This window comes from Nocardiopsis halophila DSM 44494 (assembly GCF_000341245.1).
Taxonomy (GTDB): Bacteria; Actinomycetota; Actinomycetes; order Streptosporangiales; family Streptosporangiaceae; genus Nocardiopsis_A; species Nocardiopsis_A halophila.
In genome coordinates, this window is sequence record NZ_ANAD01000183.1 from 1 (window position 1) to 17,546 (window position 17,546).

The 17,546-nt window shown below is 75.9% G+C and carries 16 protein-coding genes and 1 pseudogene; 14 read left to right on the forward strand and 3 right to left on the reverse strand.

What is annotated here, in order from left to right; translation table 11 throughout:
* Positions 1 to 240 precede the first annotated feature (240 nt).
* The 6 genes from D450_RS0121065 to D450_RS0121090 all read left to right on the forward strand — a co-directional run bounded on the left by D450_RS0121065 (position 241) and on the right by D450_RS0121090 (position 4,164).
* On the forward strand, positions 241 to 624 hold the full coding sequence (locus tag D450_RS0121065; RefSeq protein WP_017540632.1) for a VOC family protein: 384 nt from the start codon (positions 241 to 243) through the stop codon (positions 622 to 624).
* Positions 624 to 1,172 (forward strand): CGNR zinc finger domain-containing protein, encoded by a 549-nt coding sequence (locus tag D450_RS0121070; protein WP_017540633.1) that lies wholly within the window; start codon positions 624 to 626, stop codon positions 1,170 to 1,172. The genes D450_RS0121065 and D450_RS0121070 overlap by 1 nt, the downstream gene beginning before the upstream one ends.
* Positions 1,173 to 1,406: 234 nt before the next feature.
* On the forward strand, positions 1,407 to 2,093 hold the full coding sequence (locus D450_RS0121075) for a response regulator transcription factor (RefSeq protein ID WP_017540634.1): 687 nt from the start codon (positions 1,407 to 1,409) through the stop codon (positions 2,091 to 2,093).
* A gap of 173 nt (positions 2,094 to 2,266) precedes the next feature.
* Complete coding sequence (locus D450_RS0121080) at positions 2,267 to 3,106, forward strand: universal stress protein (protein WP_017540635.1); 840 nt, start codon at positions 2,267 to 2,269, stop codon at positions 3,104 to 3,106.
* A gap of 143 nt (positions 3,107 to 3,249) precedes the next feature.
* Positions 3,250 to 3,438 (forward strand): hypothetical protein, encoded by a 189-nt coding sequence (locus D450_RS33900; protein WP_152520882.1) that lies wholly within the window; start codon positions 3,250 to 3,252, stop codon positions 3,436 to 3,438.
* Between the two features lie 12 nt (positions 3,439 to 3,450).
* Complete coding sequence (locus tag D450_RS0121090) at positions 3,451 to 4,164, forward strand: CBS domain-containing protein (protein ID WP_026128683.1); 714 nt, start codon at positions 3,451 to 3,453, stop codon at positions 4,162 to 4,164.
* A 223-nt stretch (positions 4,165 to 4,387) separates the two neighbouring features.
* Here D450_RS0121090 and D450_RS34300 read toward each other — a convergent pair.
* Positions 4,388 to 4,495, reverse strand: a pseudogene (locus D450_RS34300) (IS481 family transposase); the annotation flags it as partial.
* 1,147 nt (positions 4,496 to 5,642) lie between these two features.
* Between D450_RS34300 and D450_RS0121095 the strand changes: the two are divergent.
* The 4 genes from D450_RS0121095 (at position 5,643) to D450_RS0121110 (ending at position 9,980) form a co-directional block, all read left to right on the forward strand.
* On the forward strand, positions 5,643 to 6,443 hold the full coding sequence (locus D450_RS0121095) for an HAD family hydrolase (protein ID WP_017540638.1): 801 nt from the start codon (positions 5,643 to 5,645) through the stop codon (positions 6,441 to 6,443).
* Positions 6,444 to 6,634: 191 nt separating this feature from the next.
* The gene (locus D450_RS0121100) at positions 6,635 to 7,165 is read left to right on the forward strand and encodes a universal stress protein (protein ID WP_026128684.1); all 531 of its coding nucleotides are present in this window, start codon (positions 6,635 to 6,637) and stop codon (positions 7,163 to 7,165) included.
* The gene (locus D450_RS0121105) at positions 7,162 to 8,160 is read left to right on the forward strand and encodes an Acg family FMN-binding oxidoreductase (RefSeq protein ID WP_017540640.1); all 999 of its coding nucleotides are present in this window, start codon (positions 7,162 to 7,164) and stop codon (positions 8,158 to 8,160) included. Before D450_RS0121100 ends, D450_RS0121105 begins: the two co-directional genes overlap by 4 nt.
* Positions 8,161 to 8,255: 95 nt before the next feature.
* Complete coding sequence (locus D450_RS0121110) at positions 8,256 to 9,980, forward strand: GAF domain-containing sensor histidine kinase (RefSeq protein ID WP_017540641.1); 1,725 nt, start codon at positions 8,256 to 8,258, stop codon at positions 9,978 to 9,980.
* Between the two features lie 195 nt (positions 9,981 to 10,175).
* On the opposite strand, the gene D450_RS0121115 is transcribed toward D450_RS0121110, so the two are convergent.
* The gene (locus tag D450_RS0121115; RefSeq protein WP_017540642.1) at positions 10,176 to 11,222 is read right to left on the reverse strand and encodes an Lrp/AsnC family transcriptional regulator; all 1,047 of its coding nucleotides are present in this window, start codon (positions 11,220 to 11,222) and stop codon (positions 10,176 to 10,178) included.
* 118 nt (positions 11,223 to 11,340) lie between these two features.
* Here D450_RS0121115 and D450_RS0121120 point away from each other — a divergent pair, with 118 nt between their 5' ends.
* From D450_RS0121120 to D450_RS0121135, 4 genes are all read left to right on the forward strand, one after another.
* Entirely contained in the window at positions 11,341 to 12,945 is a 1,605-nt protein-coding gene (locus D450_RS0121120; RefSeq protein ID WP_017540643.1) for an AbgT family transporter, read from the forward strand.
* Positions 12,946 to 13,009: 64 nt separating this feature from the next.
* Positions 13,010 to 14,266, forward strand: a complete 1,257-nt coding sequence (locus D450_RS0121125) for a metal-dependent hydrolase family protein (RefSeq protein WP_017540644.1) — start codon at positions 13,010 to 13,012, stop codon at positions 14,264 to 14,266.
* Between the two features lie 253 nt (positions 14,267 to 14,519).
* Positions 14,520 to 15,278: an MBL fold metallo-hydrolase gene (locus tag D450_RS0121130; RefSeq protein WP_017540645.1), complete on the forward strand. Its 759-nt coding sequence runs from the start codon at positions 14,520 to 14,522 to the stop codon at positions 15,276 to 15,278.
* Between the two features lie 202 nt (positions 15,279 to 15,480).
* Positions 15,481 to 15,960, forward strand: coding sequence for a DUF3592 domain-containing protein (locus tag D450_RS0121135; protein ID WP_017540646.1), 480 nt, complete (start codon positions 15,481 to 15,483; stop codon positions 15,958 to 15,960).
* A gap of 839 nt (positions 15,961 to 16,799) precedes the next feature.
* Here D450_RS0121135 and D450_RS0121140 read toward each other — a convergent pair.
* Positions 16,800 to 17,441 (reverse strand): TetR/AcrR family transcriptional regulator, encoded by a 642-nt coding sequence (locus D450_RS0121140; protein WP_017540647.1) that lies wholly within the window; start codon positions 17,439 to 17,441, stop codon positions 16,800 to 16,802.
* Positions 17,442 to 17,546: the final 105 nt, after the last annotated feature.

Here is a 17,546-nt window from a genome sequence, read left to right on the forward strand (position 1 = left end):
CAGGGCGGGCCCCGCGGCCTCGTCCCCCGCCCGCGCGCAGCCGGCCCCGGCGAGGTACCGGACCGTCGGGCGCTTCGCAGCCGAGCGCTTCGCATAGGATCCCGTCACGTCGGCGACGCTAGGCAGGGTAACGGTGGTACGGGCAGTACCCGTTACATGAGGCCGCCGTCGGCTCCTGTCCCGGGCCGGTGGTCTACTCGGAACCCCGGCCTCCAGGACGCCGAACGCGAAGGAGCCCCTGTGCCCGAGAACTCCGTGACCGAGAACTCCGTGCCCGCCCCCTCCCCCGCCCCGGGCGTCCGGATGCCGCTGCTGGTGCTCTACACCGAGCGGTTGGAGGAGTGCCGCGACTTCTACGGCGCCCTGGGCCTGGCGTTCGAGCGCGAGAAGCACGGCGACGGGCCCGAGCACTACGCGGCCGTCCTCGCGGACGGGACCGTCTTCGAGCTCTACCCGGCCGGCGCGCGCCCGACCGGGCGCCTGCGGCTCGGACTCGACATCGACGGCGGCCGGGCCCGGCCACCGCTGGCACCCGGACGCCACGTGCTCACCGACCCCGACGGGCGCAAGGTCGACGTCGCGGCCGCCCGGCCCGGCACGGCGCCGCCCCCGGGACGGGAGTGATGGCCTCCTCCGTCACCGGCCTGCTGGCCGGCCCCTGGGTGCGCGCCGTCGCCCTGCGGACCGCCGCGCTCGCCAACGTCCTGCTCCCCGACCCGCCGGCGCCCGAGCGGGTCGAGGACGTCCTGCGCGCCCACGGCGAGGAGGGCCCCTTCGGCCTGTCCCCCGCCGACGTGCGGGCGATGGCCGCGGCGGCCCGGCGGCTCCGGGAGGCCGCGACCGCGCCCGACCCGGCGTCGGCCGCGCGGCGGGTCAACGCGCTGCTGGCCGGGGCCCGGCCGCCCCGGCTCTCCGACCACGGCGGCACCGCCCACTGGCACCTGCACTTCGACGCCCACGACGACGGGCCCTGGGACGAGTGGCTGCTGACCTCGGGCGCGATGGCGCTGGCGGTACTCGTCACCGACCAGCAGCGCGTGCCCGGCGGGGTGTGCGCCGCCCCCGGCTGCGACCTCCTCTTCCTCGACCCGGGCACCGGCGGCCGGCGCCGCTACTGCTCGGCCCGGTGCGGCACCCGCACCCGGGTCGCCGCCCACCGCCGGAGGCGCTGAAGCCGGCGGGGAGGCGGACGGTACCGCCACAGGCCGCCGCGCCCCGGCCCACGGTGCCCGCCAGGGCCCGACCGCACCGATCGCGCCCGGCCGTTCACCTCCGGTAGCGCAAGGGCTCCTGAGCGGCCTCCCGAGGCCGCCCCCAGGGGCGCTGGTATCGGGGGCGCGAGCGTGCGATGGTCGGTTCCCCTCCCCTGAACACCGGAGGGGCGGTCGATCGAAAGGGTTTCCGCCATGACCACGGCCGACGAGCACAAGCGCAAGATCCGCGTCTTCCTGGTGGACGACCACGACGTGGTGCGCCGGGGCGCCGCCGCGCTCCTGGAGGAAGAGGAGGACATCGAGGTCGTCGGCGAGGCCGGGACGGCCACCGAGGCCGAGGCGCGCATCCCTGCGGCGCGGCCGGACGTCGCCCTGCTGGACGTCCGGCTGCCCGACGGCAGCGGGGTGGCGGTCTGCCGGGAGCTGCGCTCGCGCATGCCCGGGCTGGCCTGCCTGATGCTCACCTCCTACGCCGACGACGACGCCCTGTACGACTCGGTGATGGCCGGCGCCGCCGGGTACGTCCTCAAGCAGATCCATGGCTCGGACCTGGTGGGGGCGGTGCGCACGGTCGCCGGGGGCGAGTCGCTGCTCGACCCGCGCAGCACCGCCCGGATGATGCGCCGGATGCGGGAGGCCGGCGCCGGGCGCGACCCGCTGAGCGAGCTCTCCGAACAGGAGCGCCGCATCTTCGAGCTGATCGGCGAGGGGCTGACCAACCGGCAGATCGGCGAGCGCGTGTACCTGTCGGAGAAGACGGTGAAGAACTACGTCTCCAGCGTGCTCTCGAAGCTGGACATGAAGCGCCGCACCCAGGCGGCGGCGCTCGCCGCGCGCCTCAAGAGTGAGGCGACCCGCCGCGAGGACGACCGGCGGTGACGCTCTGTCAAGCGCCCTTCGTCGCCCCCGACGGCACCGGCGTCCCACCTCTTCAGGGGCGTCCGCCCCTCGGACCGCACTGACCGCGCCGTTACCGTCGGGAGTCAGGGCAGAACCGGCCGAGGCGGACCGGCCGACGGAGCGCGGGTGCCGGTACCGCACTGGAGGCGACGATGAGCGACGACGCGGCGGGGCCTCCCCTGGTCGCCGGGGTGAACGGGGGCGAGGCGGCGATCCGGGCCCTGGACTGGGCCGCGGCCGAGGCGGACGCGCACGGCCTGCGGCTGCGCATCGTGTACGCCTTCTCCTGGCCCCTCTACCATTCGCTGCCCACCGGGCTGCCCGAGTTCGACGTCGACGCCCTGGGACGCCGCATCGTGCACCAGGCCGAGCAGCGGGTCCGGCACGCGCGCCCCGGCCTGGAGACCGAGGCGGTGCACATCACCGGGGACCCGGGCACGGTGCTGCTCGGCGAGACCCGGCGGGCCTCCGCCGTGGTGCTCGGCTCCCGTGGCGTGCGCGGCCTCAACGCGGTGCTGCTGGGGTCGGTCGGACTGGAGGTGGCCTCCCTGGGCTCGTGCCCGGTGGTGGTCGTGCCCGACCGCGCCGCGCCCACGGCGGCCGGCCGCATCGTGGTGGGGGTCGACGGCTCGGACCACGCCCGGCACGCCCTGGACTGGGCGCTGCGCGAGGCCGAGGTGCGCGGGTCGGTGCTGCGCGCGGTCTGCGTGCCCCGGGGCACCCATCCGGGGGCGGACAAGGACGCCCGGGAGGTGCTGGCCGCGGAGCTGGCCGGGCCGCGGGCCCAGCACCCCGGGGTGGTGGTGGAGGAGTCCACGCCCGAGGGGCATGCCGCGCGCGCCCTCGCCGCCTCCGCCGAGGACGCCGACCTGCTGGCCGTGGGGTCCCGGGGCCGCGGCGGCTTCGCCGGGATGCTGCTGGGCTCGGTCGGCCAGTCGCTCCTCGCGCACAGCCCCGTGCCCGTCGCCGTGGTGCACCGGCGCCGCGGCTGAACGCCCCGGCCGGGTCGCGAAGGACGGGCGCGTCCCGGCCGGTCCTCCCCCTCCCCGCCGCCGCGCGCCCTTCGTCCCCTCCGGCCGGGGCCCAAGCCCCTGGCCGCACCCCGCCGCGCAGGGGAGGGTCGAGGAGGAACGGAATGAGGCGAGGCGATATGCGGCAGATCGGCGGGGCGGTTCCCGCCCCGGACGTGAGGATGCTGGAGGAGCGGGTGCGGCGTCTGGAGGAGCGGGTCGACGAGCTCGGGCGCCTCCTCGCCCGGCGGACCGCGGAACCGCGCCCGCCGGACGGCGCCGCGCCCCCGCCGGAGCCCGCCCAGGCGGGGTGACCGAGGAGGAGCATGCATACGACGGTCGGCGATGTGATGACCACCGACGTGGTGTCGGTGGACGAGGAGACGGGCTACCAGGACATCGCGCGCAGGCTGGTGGAGTCCGGCGTGGGCGCGGTGCCGGTGACCGGGCCCGGCGGCCGCGTCGTCGGCCTGGTCTCCGAACACGACCTGCTGCACAAGCAGGAGTACCGCGGCGACGATGAGGACACCCGGGGCTACCGGCCGCCGGTGCGGGCACGGCTGCGCGAGCGGCTCTCGCCCGGCGGCGCGCGCGGCGAGGGCCCACGGGGCAAGGCCGAGGCGACGACGGCGGCGGGGCTGATGTCCAGCCCGGCCGTGTGCATCGCGGCGTCGGCGTCGGTCACCGAGGCGGCGCGCATCATGGAGGCGCACGGGGTCAAGCGGCTCCCGGTGGTCGACGACGACCAGATGCTGCGGGGCATCGTGGGGCCGACCGACCTGCTGCGGGTGTTCCTGCGCGGCGACGCGGAGATCTCCGGGGCGGTGCGCGAGGAGATCGCGTTCCTCAAGAACACCGCGAAGGAGGTGAAGGTGAACGCGACCGTCAAGGACGGCGTGATCACCCTGTCCGGATCGGTGCGCGACCGGAGCACCGCCCACGCCCTGCGCCGCCAGGCGTCCCGCCTGGAAGGCGTGGTCTCGGTGGTGGACGACATGCGGTGGCACGTGGACGACCTGCTGTACCCGGACCTGCGCTGAGCACTGAAGCGCGACGGGTGCGGGGCTGCGCTCCTCCCCCGTCGCGCGTCCGGGCAGGACCGGACTGCCCGGACGGAACGCAGAACACGACACATGGACAGGACGCCGCACGCCTGCGTTGGGTGGTCCCGGGCCCCTTCGAAACGGACCGCACGGGTCCACAGGTGGCAGGAAGCCACCGAGGGGCGGGCCCGTGTGCAGGCGGTCCGGGGGCGGTGTTGACGCGTTCGGCGGCCTGGCGGCAGGTCCATCCGTCCCGGACCACGCAGCGGGCGAGCCGCAGGCGCCCGGGCGGGGTCAGCGAGACGTTCGGGTGCTGCCAACGTGCCAGAACATCACACCTACTGAGATTTTCAGAGGTTCTGTGGCGTGGGACGGGCCGCGCCTGCAGCACCGCCCTGCAGCACCGCGGGGCGGGGGGACCGGCGGTCCGAGCCGGTGGCCGACCGGCATTCCCGTCACCGGCCCCGGCCCGCCAGGACGGCTCCGCCGGTGGCGCCTCGCCTGGCGGCCCCTCAGCGCGGCGAGTCCGCCGCCCGGGACATGTTCGGTAGGTGGGCGGAACCGTGGCCGAGCGGAACAGGGCTGCTCGACCGCCGACCGGCCCGGCGCCCGGCCGACGGGGCCACCGGAGGCTGCGGGCGCCCCGAACGCCCGTCGCTGCGCCACGGCTGCGGGGCACGGCGACGGGCTTCCACGGCCGGTGAGACGAGCCGCCACACCTCCGGACGCCCTTCTGAGCGCACTCCGCGTCCGCGTGAGTTCCGCGTGGGTCCGGACGAGGAGGTTCCCCCTGCGCCCCTGGCGGCTCCGCCTCCTCCACCGTCGGAACCCGGAACGACCGACCGGTCGGCGCTCCGTCCGAGCGGCCGCCGACCGCTGACGGCCGGCGACCACGACACGCCACGGCCCATCGGCCCTGTGGGACGATCCGCACCGCCCCTGTTCGACGGCCTCGACAGTCCCGCCACAGACCCGATCGAGGCCACCGACCGGTGCCTCGGACACGCCGGCTCGACGCCGTCGCCGGTTCGGCCAGGAAGAGCCGGGGACGGCCCGCACCCCCCGGCTCCGCGCATGGTCCGCGCACGGAAGGACGCCGGGCGGCGCCCGCGCACCGCCCGGCGTCCGGCTCCGCGTCCGCTCCGTCGTTTCCGGGCGGCGTCGGCCGCGGACAGCGGGCCCACGGCGCCCCGGGACGCCCCGCCGTCACGGATCATCACCCCGGGGGCCGCTCATCCCCAGACTGCCGCGCGCCTCCCCGCAGCGCCCAGGAACGAAAGGCCTTGCCCCGCGGGCCCTTCGCCCCGCCGGGAAACGGCCCGGTGTCCTGGGACGGGCCGCGGACGCGCCCTTCGCCGCATGCGATCCCGACGAACGCCTCTGCCTGGAGGTGCCCGCGTGCGATGGGATGGATTCCGTGCCCGGCCGGGCGCATCGGGGGTGCGCACGGCGGGACGCAGAAGGAGGCGACGACAATGGAAAGGGTAGGCGCCACCATCGCCCTGGAGGGCCTGGCGGCCGTGTTCGTCGAGGTGGACGGTGTGGCCGCGGACACCTGGCCGCTGCACGCGGCCGCCTGGAAGCGCACCTTCGACGAACTGCTGCGGAAGCGGGCACGGGGGCGCAGCGGACGCTTCCGCCCCTTCGACCTGCGCGACGACTTCCGTCTGATGTCCGGGATGTCCCCGCCGGAGGCCGCCCGCGCGTTCGCCTCCTCCCGCAGCCGCGACCCGACGACCGGCCTGCTGCTCCCGGACGGCGACGGCGGGGAGGCCGTCGCACTCCTGTGGGACCGCAAGGACCGGTACTACCTGGACTCGCTGCGCACGGTCGGCTCCGCCGCGTCCGCGTCGACCGCGGCGCTGCTGGCCGCGCTGCGCGCTGCGGGCGTGCGCACGGCGGCCGTCTCGTGCGACCGCGGCGCCACCGAGACGGTGCGGGCGGTGGGGATGGCCGACCTGTTCGACACCGTCGTGGACGGCCGGGTCGCCGAAGGGCTGTCCGGTGCGCGGGAGCGGAACCGCGCGGTGCTCACCGAGGCGGGACGGCGGCTGGAGGTCGGCCTGGAGCGCACCGCGGCGCTGCTGTCGTCGGTGCCGGCGGTGCATGCCGCGCACGGCCTGGGCATTCCGCTGGTCGTGGCCGTCGACCGCAACTCCGCAGGGAACGGCGTGGCCGCGGAGGCGCTGATCACGGCGTGGCCCGGGGCGAACGCGATCGTGGCCGACCCGGCCGAGATCACCACTTCGGGGGCCCTGCCCGGCCCGGGGGCGTGATCCGCCGGTCCGGAACCCTCCGGACCGGCGGGGAGGTCCTCCTGCCGACGTCCCGCCCAGGGGGACCGTCCTGTCGGCACAGGGACCTACGACCCCTGCACCCCTTTCTCGGGGCCCTAGCGGGCGGCCTCGGAACCGGGTGGGGTGGGAAGTGAACGGAGGCGCCCGTTCCGGACGAGAAAGGGAACGGAATGACTGACCGAGCCCCGACAGAGGCAGCACCGCGCATCGTGATCGGCTATGACGCCTCTCCCCCTTCGACGGCCGCCCTGCACTGGGCCGTCCGCGAAGCACGCCTGCGCGACTGCGATCTGTGGGTGGTCCGGGTCCTGGGCGACGGCCGCGCGCCGCACGCCCCCTACGCAGGCGCGACGGCGGTCCCCCGCAACGGGCCCGCCCTGCGCGAGCTGCGCCGCGCCGCCGACGACGCCCGCCTCACCTGGCCGCACGTGCGCGACGCCGCCGTCTGCGACGACCTGCCCGCACGCGCCCTGGCCCGCGTCGCCGCCGGGGCGGAGCTGCTGGTCCTGGGCACCCGCGGCCCGGCGGGTCCCGGCGGCCCCTCACTGGGGCCGACCGCCTCGGCCTGCATGCGCATCGCCCCCTGCCCGGTCGTGTTCGTCGGAACGGACCGCCGGGCCGGGGAGTCCACCCGGCCGGCCCAGGACCACCGGGTCCGGACGGACGAGCCGGTGGGCGCGGGATCCGGGGGCCCGCGATGAGCCCCCGCGCCTCCGCACGGCCGCAGAACCACTCGCCCGGAGACCCGGTCCTGGCCGCGGCGGTCCGCGCGGGCGAACTGGCGCCCTCGCTGCACGGCACCCGCCCCTGGAGGCTGGGGCGCGAGCGCGACCGCATCACCGTCGGCACCGACCCCGACCGCCGCCTCGAGATCGCCGACCCCGACGCCCGCGAGCAGGTCATCAGCTGCGGTGCCGCACTGTTCACCGTCATCGTCACCCTGCGTGCCGGCGGGCGGCGCCCCGTGGTCCGGGAGCTCCCCGACCCCGACCGGCCCGGTCTGCTGGCCGAGGTGACGGCGGCCGGGGCCGCAGAGCCCTCGCCGAACGACCGGATGCTGCACGAGTCGATCGGCCTGCGCCGCACCCACCGCGGCCCCTTCCCCTTCGACGTGGACGACGTGCGCACCGTGCGGACGCTCGCCTCGGCCGCCGCCGCCGAGGGCGCCGTGCTGCGCCCCCTGGGCGACGAGCGGCTGGTGCGCTCCCTGGCCGGCCTGGTCGCGGCCGCCGAATTCCTGCACCGCTGCGAGCGGGACACCGGCGAGGAGCTCGACCGGTGGGTGCGCGGTCCGGGCCGGCCGGACTCCGGCGGGGTCCGCGCCGAGGACTTCCCACCCCCCGAGCGGGTCGCCGACGCGCTCTTCCCCGAGCGCGACTTCGGCCGCGGCCGGGTGCGCGGCATGCTCGACGCGCACGGCGACGTGGCCGGGACCGCGGCCCTGCTCTCCACCGCCGGCGACGCCCGGGGCGACCACCTCGCCGCCGGCCGGGCCCTGCAGCGGGTGCTGCTGACCGCCGCCGCGGGCGGGGTGGCCTCGGCCTTCCACACCCAGCCGCTGGAGGAGCCGCACCTGCGCGCCTTCATCGGGGAGAGGCTGTGCGAGGGGGGCCACCCCCAGATGATCCTGCGCCTGGGCCGGGAGGCCGACGCCCGGTCCCATCCGCTCTTCGCCTCGGCGGCGGACCCGGAGTGACCCCGCGCGGGCCCACATACGCGCCGTGCTCCCCGGAGTAGACTCGGCGCCCGCGCACCACCGTTCCATGCCCGGAGCCATCGGGAGGTGAGCCCATGGGCGAGGAGGTCCCCGGTCCTGAGCGCGCCCGTTTCCTTCTTCCGCGCCTGCACCTGGACGACCTGCTCTCGGAGCTGCAGTCGCGCATCGACAGCGCCCTGCTCACCCGGGACCGCGTCCACTCCCTGCTCGACGCGGTCGTCACCATCGGCTCCGGCCTGGACGTGGAGGCGGTCCTGCGCCGACTGGTGCAGGCCTCCATGGACCTGGTGGACGCCCGCTACGGCGCGCTGGGGGTGATCGGCCCCGACGGCGAGCTGACCCGGTTCCTGCCGCTGGGGCTGGGCGAGGGGGAGATCGCCCGCATCGACCACTGGCCCCAGGGCCAGGGCATCCTCGGCCTGCTCATCAAGGACCCGCGGCCCTTGCGGCTCCGCCGGATCGAGGACCATCCCGAATCGCGCGGCTTCCCCGAGGGCCACCCGCCGATGCGGGGGTTCCTGGGGGTGCCGATCCGGGTGCGCGACTCGGTCTTCGGCAACCTGTACCTGACCGAGAAGGCCGACGGCGGGGAGTTCGACGAGGACGACGAGGCGATCGTGATCGCGCTGTCCACCGCTGCCGGGGTCGCCATCGAGAACGCCCGGCTGTACGAGGAGACCCGCCGCCGGGAGCTGCTGCTGGACGCCTCGGACGAGGTCACCACCCGGCTGCTGACCGGGGCCGAGACCGGCGACGTGCTGGCGCTGATCGCCCGCCGCGCCCGGCGCATGTCCGGGTCGGTGCTGGCCGCGCTGGCCATCCCCAGCCCCGGCGGCGAGGGGCTGGTGGTGGACACCGCCGACGGCGAGTGGGCCGACCGGGTCCAGGGCCGCTCCGTGGAGCTGGGCGATACCGCCACCGGGCGCGCCTACCACGGGGGCGGCCCGGTCGCGCTGCCGGGCGCGGAGGAGGGCGGGTGCCCGCTTCCGTTCCTGGCCGACCTGGAGGCGGGCCCGGTGCTGCTGGCCCCGCTGGGGGGCCGGGTGGCGGCACGGGGCCTGCTGGTGCTGGCGCGCGAGCACGGCGACGACCCCTACACCGCCACCACCGGCCACCTGCTGTCGGCGTTCTCCGGGCACGCGGCGGTGGCGCTGGAGCTGGCCGAGGCACGGGTGGACGCCGAGCGGCTCAGCGTGCTGGAGGACCGCGACCGGATCGCCAAGGACCTGCACGACGTGATCATCCAGCGGCTGTTCGCGGTGGCGATGTCGCTGATGAGCACGGTGCGGCGGACCAGCGACCGGGGCCACGCCCAGCGGGTGCAGCGGGCCGTGGACGACCTGGACGACACCATCCGGCAGATCCGCTCGACCATCTTCGCGCTGCAGCACGCGGGCGGCGAGGACCGGCGGTGGCTGCGCACGCAGATCCTGGACATCGCCAACGCCTCCGGGGAGTCGCTGGGCTTCACCCCCGGACTGCGCCTGGAGGGGCCGATCGACAGCCGGGTCCCGGACGGGGTGGCCGAGCACGTGATGGCGGTTCTACAGGAGGCGCTGTCCAACATCGCCCGCCACGCGGGCGCCTCGCGGGCCGACATCCGGGTGCGGGTCACCGACGACCTGGTGGAGGTGGACGTGAGCGACGACGGCTGCGGCATCCCCGAGGACGGCCGCCGCGGCGGCCTGCACAACCTCCAGGAGCGGGCCCGGGCCCTCGGCGGAAGCTTCGAGATCCGCCCCGCCGTCGGCGGCGGGACCCGCCTGCTGTGGAACGCCCCGCTCGGCGAGGAGGACTGAGGGGCCACCCGCACGGGCACCGCGACCGGGTTCGTCGACGGGGCGGGGTGCTGAAGCGCCTCGGGTCCCCCTCCCGTACGCGATTGCCGGGAGCCGGGGCGACCGGCCGGGTCGCCCCGGTCGAACGATGCCAGGACCGGGCGCCCCCGCACCGCAGGGGCGCGGGGACCGGTTCGGCCCCGCCCCGGTGTCCCTTCAGTCGGCCTCCTCGCGCAGGCGCAGGGGCACGGTCCGGACGTACCTTCCCTCCTCGTCCATGACCTGCCCCATCAGTTTCATCGTGCGCAGCACCATCCTGCGGTCGGTGACCCGCAGGCCCGGCAGGCGGGCCGCCAGGCGCTGCTCGACCCGGGGCAGGTCGGCGACCGCCCGCAGCCACACCACCAGCAGCGCGTTCTCCGACCCGGCGACCGTGCTGCAGAAGCGCAGCTCGGGAACGGCGCCCTCCAGGTCGGCCGCCGCCCGCTCCAGCACCTCCGGCTCCACCGACCCCCACAGCACCGCGGCGGCCGGCCAGCCCAGCCGCTCCCGGGCCACGTCGCAGCGCACCCCGACCGCACCGCCGCGCAGCAGCCGCTCCAGCCGCCGGGCCGCGGTGCCCGCGCTCACCCCCGCCGCCCGGCCCAGCTCCCGGTGGGACGCCCTGCCGTCGGCGGCCAGCGCCCCGATGATCGCCTGGTCCGCCCGGGACACCGGCGGGGGCGCGCCGTCCCCCGGCGCCGGGCCGCCCATGGCCCGCAGGACGCGGCGCTGGTCGGGGGCGAGCGCGTGCAGGTGCCACCGGTCGGCCTGGAAGGGGATCCCGGTGATCACGTGCGTCGCGTAGGCCGCCACGTCGGGGAAGGAGCCGATCCAGTCCAGCAGGTAGCCGGCCAGGTCGCGCGGGTGGCTCACGGTCAGCAGCAGCTGGTGGCGGCCGGCGGTGAACTGGATGCTGAGCGTCCCCGGGTCGTCGGCCAGCGCCCGCGACACCTCGGCCACCGTGCCGTTGCGGCAGGTGAGCTCCAGGTAGGCCATGGTCTGGCGGGGCAGCGATGCGGCCCCGGGGAAGGCCGTGACCCGGGCCAGCCCCGACCGGCGCAGGCGCTCCCAGCGGCGGGCGAGGGTGGTGGCGTCGGCGCCGAGCACCTCCCCCAGCCGGACCCACGGCGCGCGCGGCGCCAGCTGCAGGGCGTTGAGCAGTTGCAGGTCGAACTCGTCGACCCTGCCGCCGTCCTGCGCCGTGCTTTGGGAATCCTGCATGAGTCCCCCTGGTACCGAAGGAATCCTGCGATTCGGGCAGCATAGCGCCGCACCGCTTAGGGTGTGAGCCCTCATCCGGCCGGTGAGCTGCATGTTCCCCCCTGTCGCGAGGTGGCCGATGTCGGAGAAGAAGGTCCCTGAGAGCCGGCCGCGCCCCGGCGCGCGCGTGCTGGACGCGGTGGAGCGCGCCGGGAACCGCCTGCCCGATCCGTTCCTGCTGTTCCTGCTGCTGTTGCTGGCGGTGGCCGCCGCCTCTGCGCTGATGGCGGCGCTCGGGGTGACGGTGGACGTTCCCGACGGCGGGAGGGAGCCGGTGCTGAGCCTGCTCAGCGCCGAGGGCCTGGCCTGGTTCACCACGTCCCTGGTCGACAACTTCATCGGGTTCCCGCCGCTGGGCGTGGTGCTGACCGTGCTGCTGGGGGTCGGCGTCGCGCAGCGGTCGGGGCTGCTGACGGCGCTGGTGCGCCGGGCGTTCGGCCGGGCCCCGCGGTGGCTGCTGCCGTACGTGGTCGGCTTCATCGGCGTCTCGGCCAACATCATGAGCGACGCGTCGATGATCCTGGTCCCGCCGCTGGCCGCGCTGGTGTTCGCGGCGGCCGGACGCCACCCGGTGGCCGGCCTGCTGGGCGGGTTCGCCACCTCGACCGCGGGGTTCAGCGTGGGCCCGTTCATCACCGGCACCGACGCCCTGCTCAGCGGGATCACCACGGCCGCCGCCGAGCCGGTTTCGGCGGACACCGCACCGGTGACCGTGGTCTCCAACTACTTCATCTCACTGGCCTGCGCGGTGCTGCTGGCGGCGGTGGCCGGGCTGCTGATCGACAAGGTCCTGGAGCCGTCGCTGGTGCGGCGCGGCGTGCCGCGCACGGCACACGCCGGTGACCCGGCCGGCCCCGGGGCCGACACCGGGGGCGGCGGGGGCGAGCGCGCCGACCTGCGGATGGACCCGGAGCTGTCCCCCGAGGAGCGGCGGGGCCTGCGGTGGGCCGGGGCGGCGCTGCTGGTGCTGGCGGCCGCCGTGCTCGCGGTGGTGCTGCCCGCGGGCGCCCCGCTGCGCGGTGAGGACGGCGCGTTCCTGCCGGAGTCGCCGCTGCTCGACTCGGTGGTGTTCCTGGTGTTCCTCGCCCTGGCGGTGCCGGGTGTGGTGTACGGGGCCGTGACCCGCGAGATCACCGGCGGCGCGGACGTGGCGCGGATGATGTCGGCGGCGGTGCGGGACATGGCCGGGTTCGTGGTGGTGGCGTTCGTGCTGTCGCAGTTCCTGGCGGCGTTCAACTGGAGCCGCGTCTCGGACTGGATCGCGGTCACCGGGGCGGAGCTGCTCGAGGGCTGGAACTTCACCGGCTACGGGGCGCTGCTCGCGTTCGTCGCCCTGGCCTGCCTGGTCAACGTCTTCGTCATCTCGGGGTCGGCCCAGTGGGCGGTGTTCGCGGCCGTGTTCGTGCCGATGTTCGCGCTCCTGGGGTACGAGCCGGGGTTCGTCCAGGCGATGTTCCGCATCGGGGACTCCTCCACCAACGCCATCAGCCCGCTGAACCCGTACATGGTGGTGATCCTCGGGTTCCTGCGCGCCTATGAGCCCAAGGCGGGTCTGGGCACCGTGATCGCGCGGTGCATGCCGTTCGCCCTGACGTTCCTGGTGCTGTGGACACTGGTGCTGTCGGTCTTCTACTTCACCGGCACCCCGGTGGGACCCGGGATGGAGGCGCGTATCGCCCCCTAGCGCCCCGAACCGCCCTGGACCACCCGGCCCCGACCAGGCCCACGACACTGGAGGTCGTCCACCGATGCCCGAGAACGCCGCCCCGACGCCCCGCCCCGTCCGCTTCACGGGGGCGCGGCTGATCGACGGCACTGGAGCCGCGCCCGTCGAGGACGCCGTGGTGCTCACCGCGGCCGACGGCACCATCGCCTACGCGGGCCCGGCGGCGGGCGCCCCGTCGCCGGACCCCGGGGAGTGTGAGGAGGACCTGGGCGGCCGGACGCTGCTGCCGGGCTTCTTCGACTGCCACGTGCACCTGGGGCTGGACAACCCGCGCGAGCTCGTCTGGAACCACCTGGACTCCCACGCCAGCTTCCAGGCGCTGGCCGCCGCGGACCGCATGCGCCGCACGCTCGAGGCGGGGGTGACCAGCGTCCGGGACCTCGGGGGGCTGGACGCCGGGTTCAAGGCGGCCCAGGAGCGGGGGCTGGTGGCCGGCCCGCGGCTGCAGGTGGCGCTCCGGCTGATCAGCGACACCGGCGGGCACGCCGACTTCACCCTGCCCAGCGGGCTCGACCCGCACCGGCTGGCCCCCGGGGCGACCGAGACCGCGGACGGCGTGCACGAGGCGCGCGTGGCCGTGCGGCGGCTGATGCGCGACGGCGCCGACGTGATCAAGGTGTGCGCGACCGGCGGCGTCTCCAGCCCTTCGGACGGCCCGGAGGACGAGGGGCTGAGCCGGGAGGAGATCGCCGCCGTGGTGGCCGAGACCGGCCGCCGCGGCGGGGGGGCGGGGGGCGCGNCCCAGGGCGCGGCGGGGATCCGCAACGCGGTGCTGGGCGGGGTGTCCAGCGTCGAGCACGGCTACCTGGTGGACGACGAGGGCGTCGACCTGATGCTGGAGCGGGGGACGTTCCTGGTCCCGACGCTGTCCACCTTCGACTACGAGCACCGGCGCCACCTGATGACCGAGAAGGCCTACCGGGCCAAGCGGTGGCTGGCCGAGCGCACGTTCGACCGCGTCCCCGAGGCGGTGCGCCGGGGCGTGCGGGTGGCGCTGGGCACCGACGCCGGCGTCGGCGAGCACGGGCGCAACCTGGCCGAGCTGGGGTTCCTGGTGCGGGTCGGGCTCTCGCCGATGGAGGCGGTCCAGGCGGGGACCCGCGAGGCGGCCGAGCTCCTGGGCGTGGCCGACCGGTTGGGCACCGTGGAGGCGGGCAAGCTGGCCGACCTCGTGGTGTGCCAGGGCGATCCGCTGGCCGACGTGGGCGTGCTGGCCGAGCCGGACAACGTGGTCGTGGTGGTGCAGGGCGGCCGGGTGGTCAAGGACCTGCGCGGGTGACCGCCGGGGCCGGCGGACCGCGACCGGACTGCGGACCGCCGCGGTCGCCCTGATCCCGGCGCGCACCGGGCACGCCCAGCACACCGGGAACGACGCAGCGGCGCAGACGACACCGACGGCGGGGCTCCCCGGACCGGGCGCCCCGCCCTCCCCTGCCCGCCCCTCACTTCCTCACGGAAGAACTTGTCTTCATCCGTGACAATGGCGTACGTTCTCCTCACGGATAAATCGTCTTCCTTTCGTGAGGTGCGCCATGGCCGGTACCGGCCTTCCCCTGCCCGTCCGCGTGATCGGCGGCCCCACCGCCCTGATCACCTACGGCGGCCTGCGCCTGCTGACCGACCCGACCTTCGACCCGCCCGGCGACCACCCGGCGGGCGAGGGCATCGTGCTCGGCAAGACCGCGCCGCCCGCCGCCACCCCCGCCGAGATCGGTCCGCTCGACGCGGTGCTGCTCTCGCACGACGAGCACCCCGACAACCTCGACACCTCCGGCCGCGCCCTGCTGCCCGAGGTGCCGCTGACCCTGACCACGGTCGGCGGCGCCGAACGCCTGGGCGGCACCGCCCGCGGGCTCGCCCCGTGGGAGAGCACCGGCCTGCCCCTCCCCGGCGGCGGCAGCGCCACCGTGACGGCGGTGCCCGCGCTGCACGGGCCCGACGGGGCGGAGGAGGTCCTCGGCGAGGTCATCGGCTTCGTACTGACCGGCGAGGGGCTGCCGACGGTGTACGTCAGCGGGGACAACGCCTCGCTGGACCTGGTCCGGCAGGTGGCCGGCCGCTTCGGCCCGGTGGACGCCGCCGTGCTGTTCGCGGGCGCGGCGCGCGCCCCGTTCTTCGACAGCACCATCACCCTGGACAGCGCCCAGGCGGCGGAGGCCGCCCGGATCCTGGGCGCCCGGCAGGTGGTGCCCGTGCACTACGAGGGCTGGACCCACTTCACCGAGGGCCGCGAGGAGCTGGAGAAGGCCTTCGCTGCCGCGGGCCTGTCCGGGCGCCTGGCCCCGGCCTGAGGCCGACCGGCGGAACCACAGGCACGGTCGGCGCCGTCGGGGCCTGCGGCGGGCGACCGGGGCCGCCTGCTCACCCGGGCGGGCGGCTCTGCGCGTTCTCCGGCGGCACGCGCATGCGGTCCGGCGGAACCCGGCGCCGGACCTGCGCGTCTGAACCCCCGTCGCGGTTCATTCCCCTCGAGAAAGGCCACCGGTGACAGCAATGGGCATCCGCACGTCCTCCGGAAAGAAGAAGCTCGGCCCCGGAGGGGCGATGCTCGTCATCGGGTTCGTCTTCCTGATCATCAGCACCGTGATGCTCGTGCTCGGCATGAGCGACTACACCGACCACACCGAGCGCGCCGACGCCGTGGTCTCGGAACGCAGGGTGGAGGTCACCTACACCGGCAACGACCGCGACCGGAAGGACCGGCGGGAAGAGATCACGGTCTACGTCGACTACACCGCCGAGGACCAGGACTTCAGCCACGTCGAGCTCATGGGGCTGGACAACGACGACTTCCAGGAGGGCCAGCGGCTGACGGTGGCCTACGCCCCCGGGGAGGCCGAAGACGTGGTCACGGTGGAGAGCACCGAGGAGGGCGCCTTCGACGTGTTCCTCTACATCGGCATCGCCGGGGCGGTCCTGACGGCCGTGCTCATCCCGACCGGGATCGTCGTCATCGCCCGGCAGCGAAAGTAGGGCCTCCCCCCGCCTCGCCCCGGACACCCGAGGAACAGGCGACCGGGCGACCGGCGGCAGGGCCGGCGCCCGCCGACGGCACAGGACCCGCGGTCACCACCACGGCGGACCGCCCCCTTCCCCGTCGCCCTCGCCTCGGCGTACTCGGAGGTCAGGGCACCGCCCTCGTCACTCCTCGGCCTGCTCGGCGGCCGCGGGGGCGCCCCCGTCATGTCCTTCGTGGCCCTGCAGGAGGACCACCGACCTCCGGGCCCGGCGTGACCGGGTGCCCCCGTCGAGGACATGACCCGGCGGGGTGGCGTCGCCGGGCCCGAGAGGTGCCGCCGAAGACACTGATGAAGGTCCGGCCTCCGCCGGGCCTCCCCGGGGCGGCAGACCTGCATAGCGTGGATGCGCGAGCAGGGCACCCGCCCCAGGCCGGCACCGCACGAGCACCTCCCGGGAAAACCGGGTGGAACCACGACGTGGGCGTCTTCCTCGGACCGGACGTGGGCAAGAGCGCTCACCCCCGGCCGCCGAGCGGGCCCGCCATCGGTCCGGGACCGGCGTCACCACCACGACCCGCACCTGTGACCCGGCCCGATCGCGGGTCAAGGCTCGGCCCCCCGCACTCCCGCGCCCGGAGGCCGGGGAACGGGCGACCGGCGGCGGGGCCGGCGCCCCGCCAGCATCTCCACCGCCCCGGACGGCGGCCCCTCCCCTCCGTACTCGCACATGCGGCCGGCCTCGCCCCGCGCCGCCACGGGCGGCGGCCGTGGCGCACACCCGTCGACGCCATGCGGCCACCCGCCTCGGGCGGGCCCGATGCGGGTGGCCGCGGTCCGACGGGGTTCCGCCGATCACCCCGGCGCCTCCCCCTCCCCCGTCTCCCCCGCCAGGGCCGTCCACGACCGCAGCAGCAGCTCGACCGCGTCCACCACGGCCTCCTCCCCCACGCTCTCGGGGTCGAGGGCGCGCTGGATCAGCAGGCCGTCCTCCAGTGCGTGCGCGATCAGGGCGAGGAAGGCCGGGTCGGCGGGCGTGGCGGCGCCGTCCCGGTCCAGTTCACGGCGGACGCCCTCGGCGAGGGCGCCGCGCGCCAGGCGCTCGCGCTCGGCGAGCAGCGGTCGCAGCTCCGGCGTGCGGACCGCGTGCAGCAGCAGCTCCATCCGCAGGGCCAGCCACGTGTCCAGGTTGCGCGCCCGCTCCCGGTGCCAGGCGCGCAGGGCCGCGAACGCCTCGGCCCGGGAGGCCGCGCCGCCCGCCGCCTCCCGCACCTCCTCGGCCTCGCGCCGGGTCCGCTCCTGCAGCAGCTCGGCGACGAGCGCGTCCTTGCCGTCGAAGTTGCCGTAGAACGCGCCCCGGGTGAACCCGGCGCGCTCGGCGATCTGCTCGACGGAGGCCCCGTTGACCCCGCGCTCGGCGAACAGCTCGGCCGCGGCCGCCAGCAGCCGCTCCCGGGTCCGACGCCTGCTCTCCTGCCTGGTCAGCCGCTCGGACACGGCACACCCTCCCCGCACTCGGCAGATACAGAATTGTATCCGGATACAGATATGTATGAGAAAGTGGAAGCGTACCAACCGCCACGCCGAAGGGGGCGCACCGCC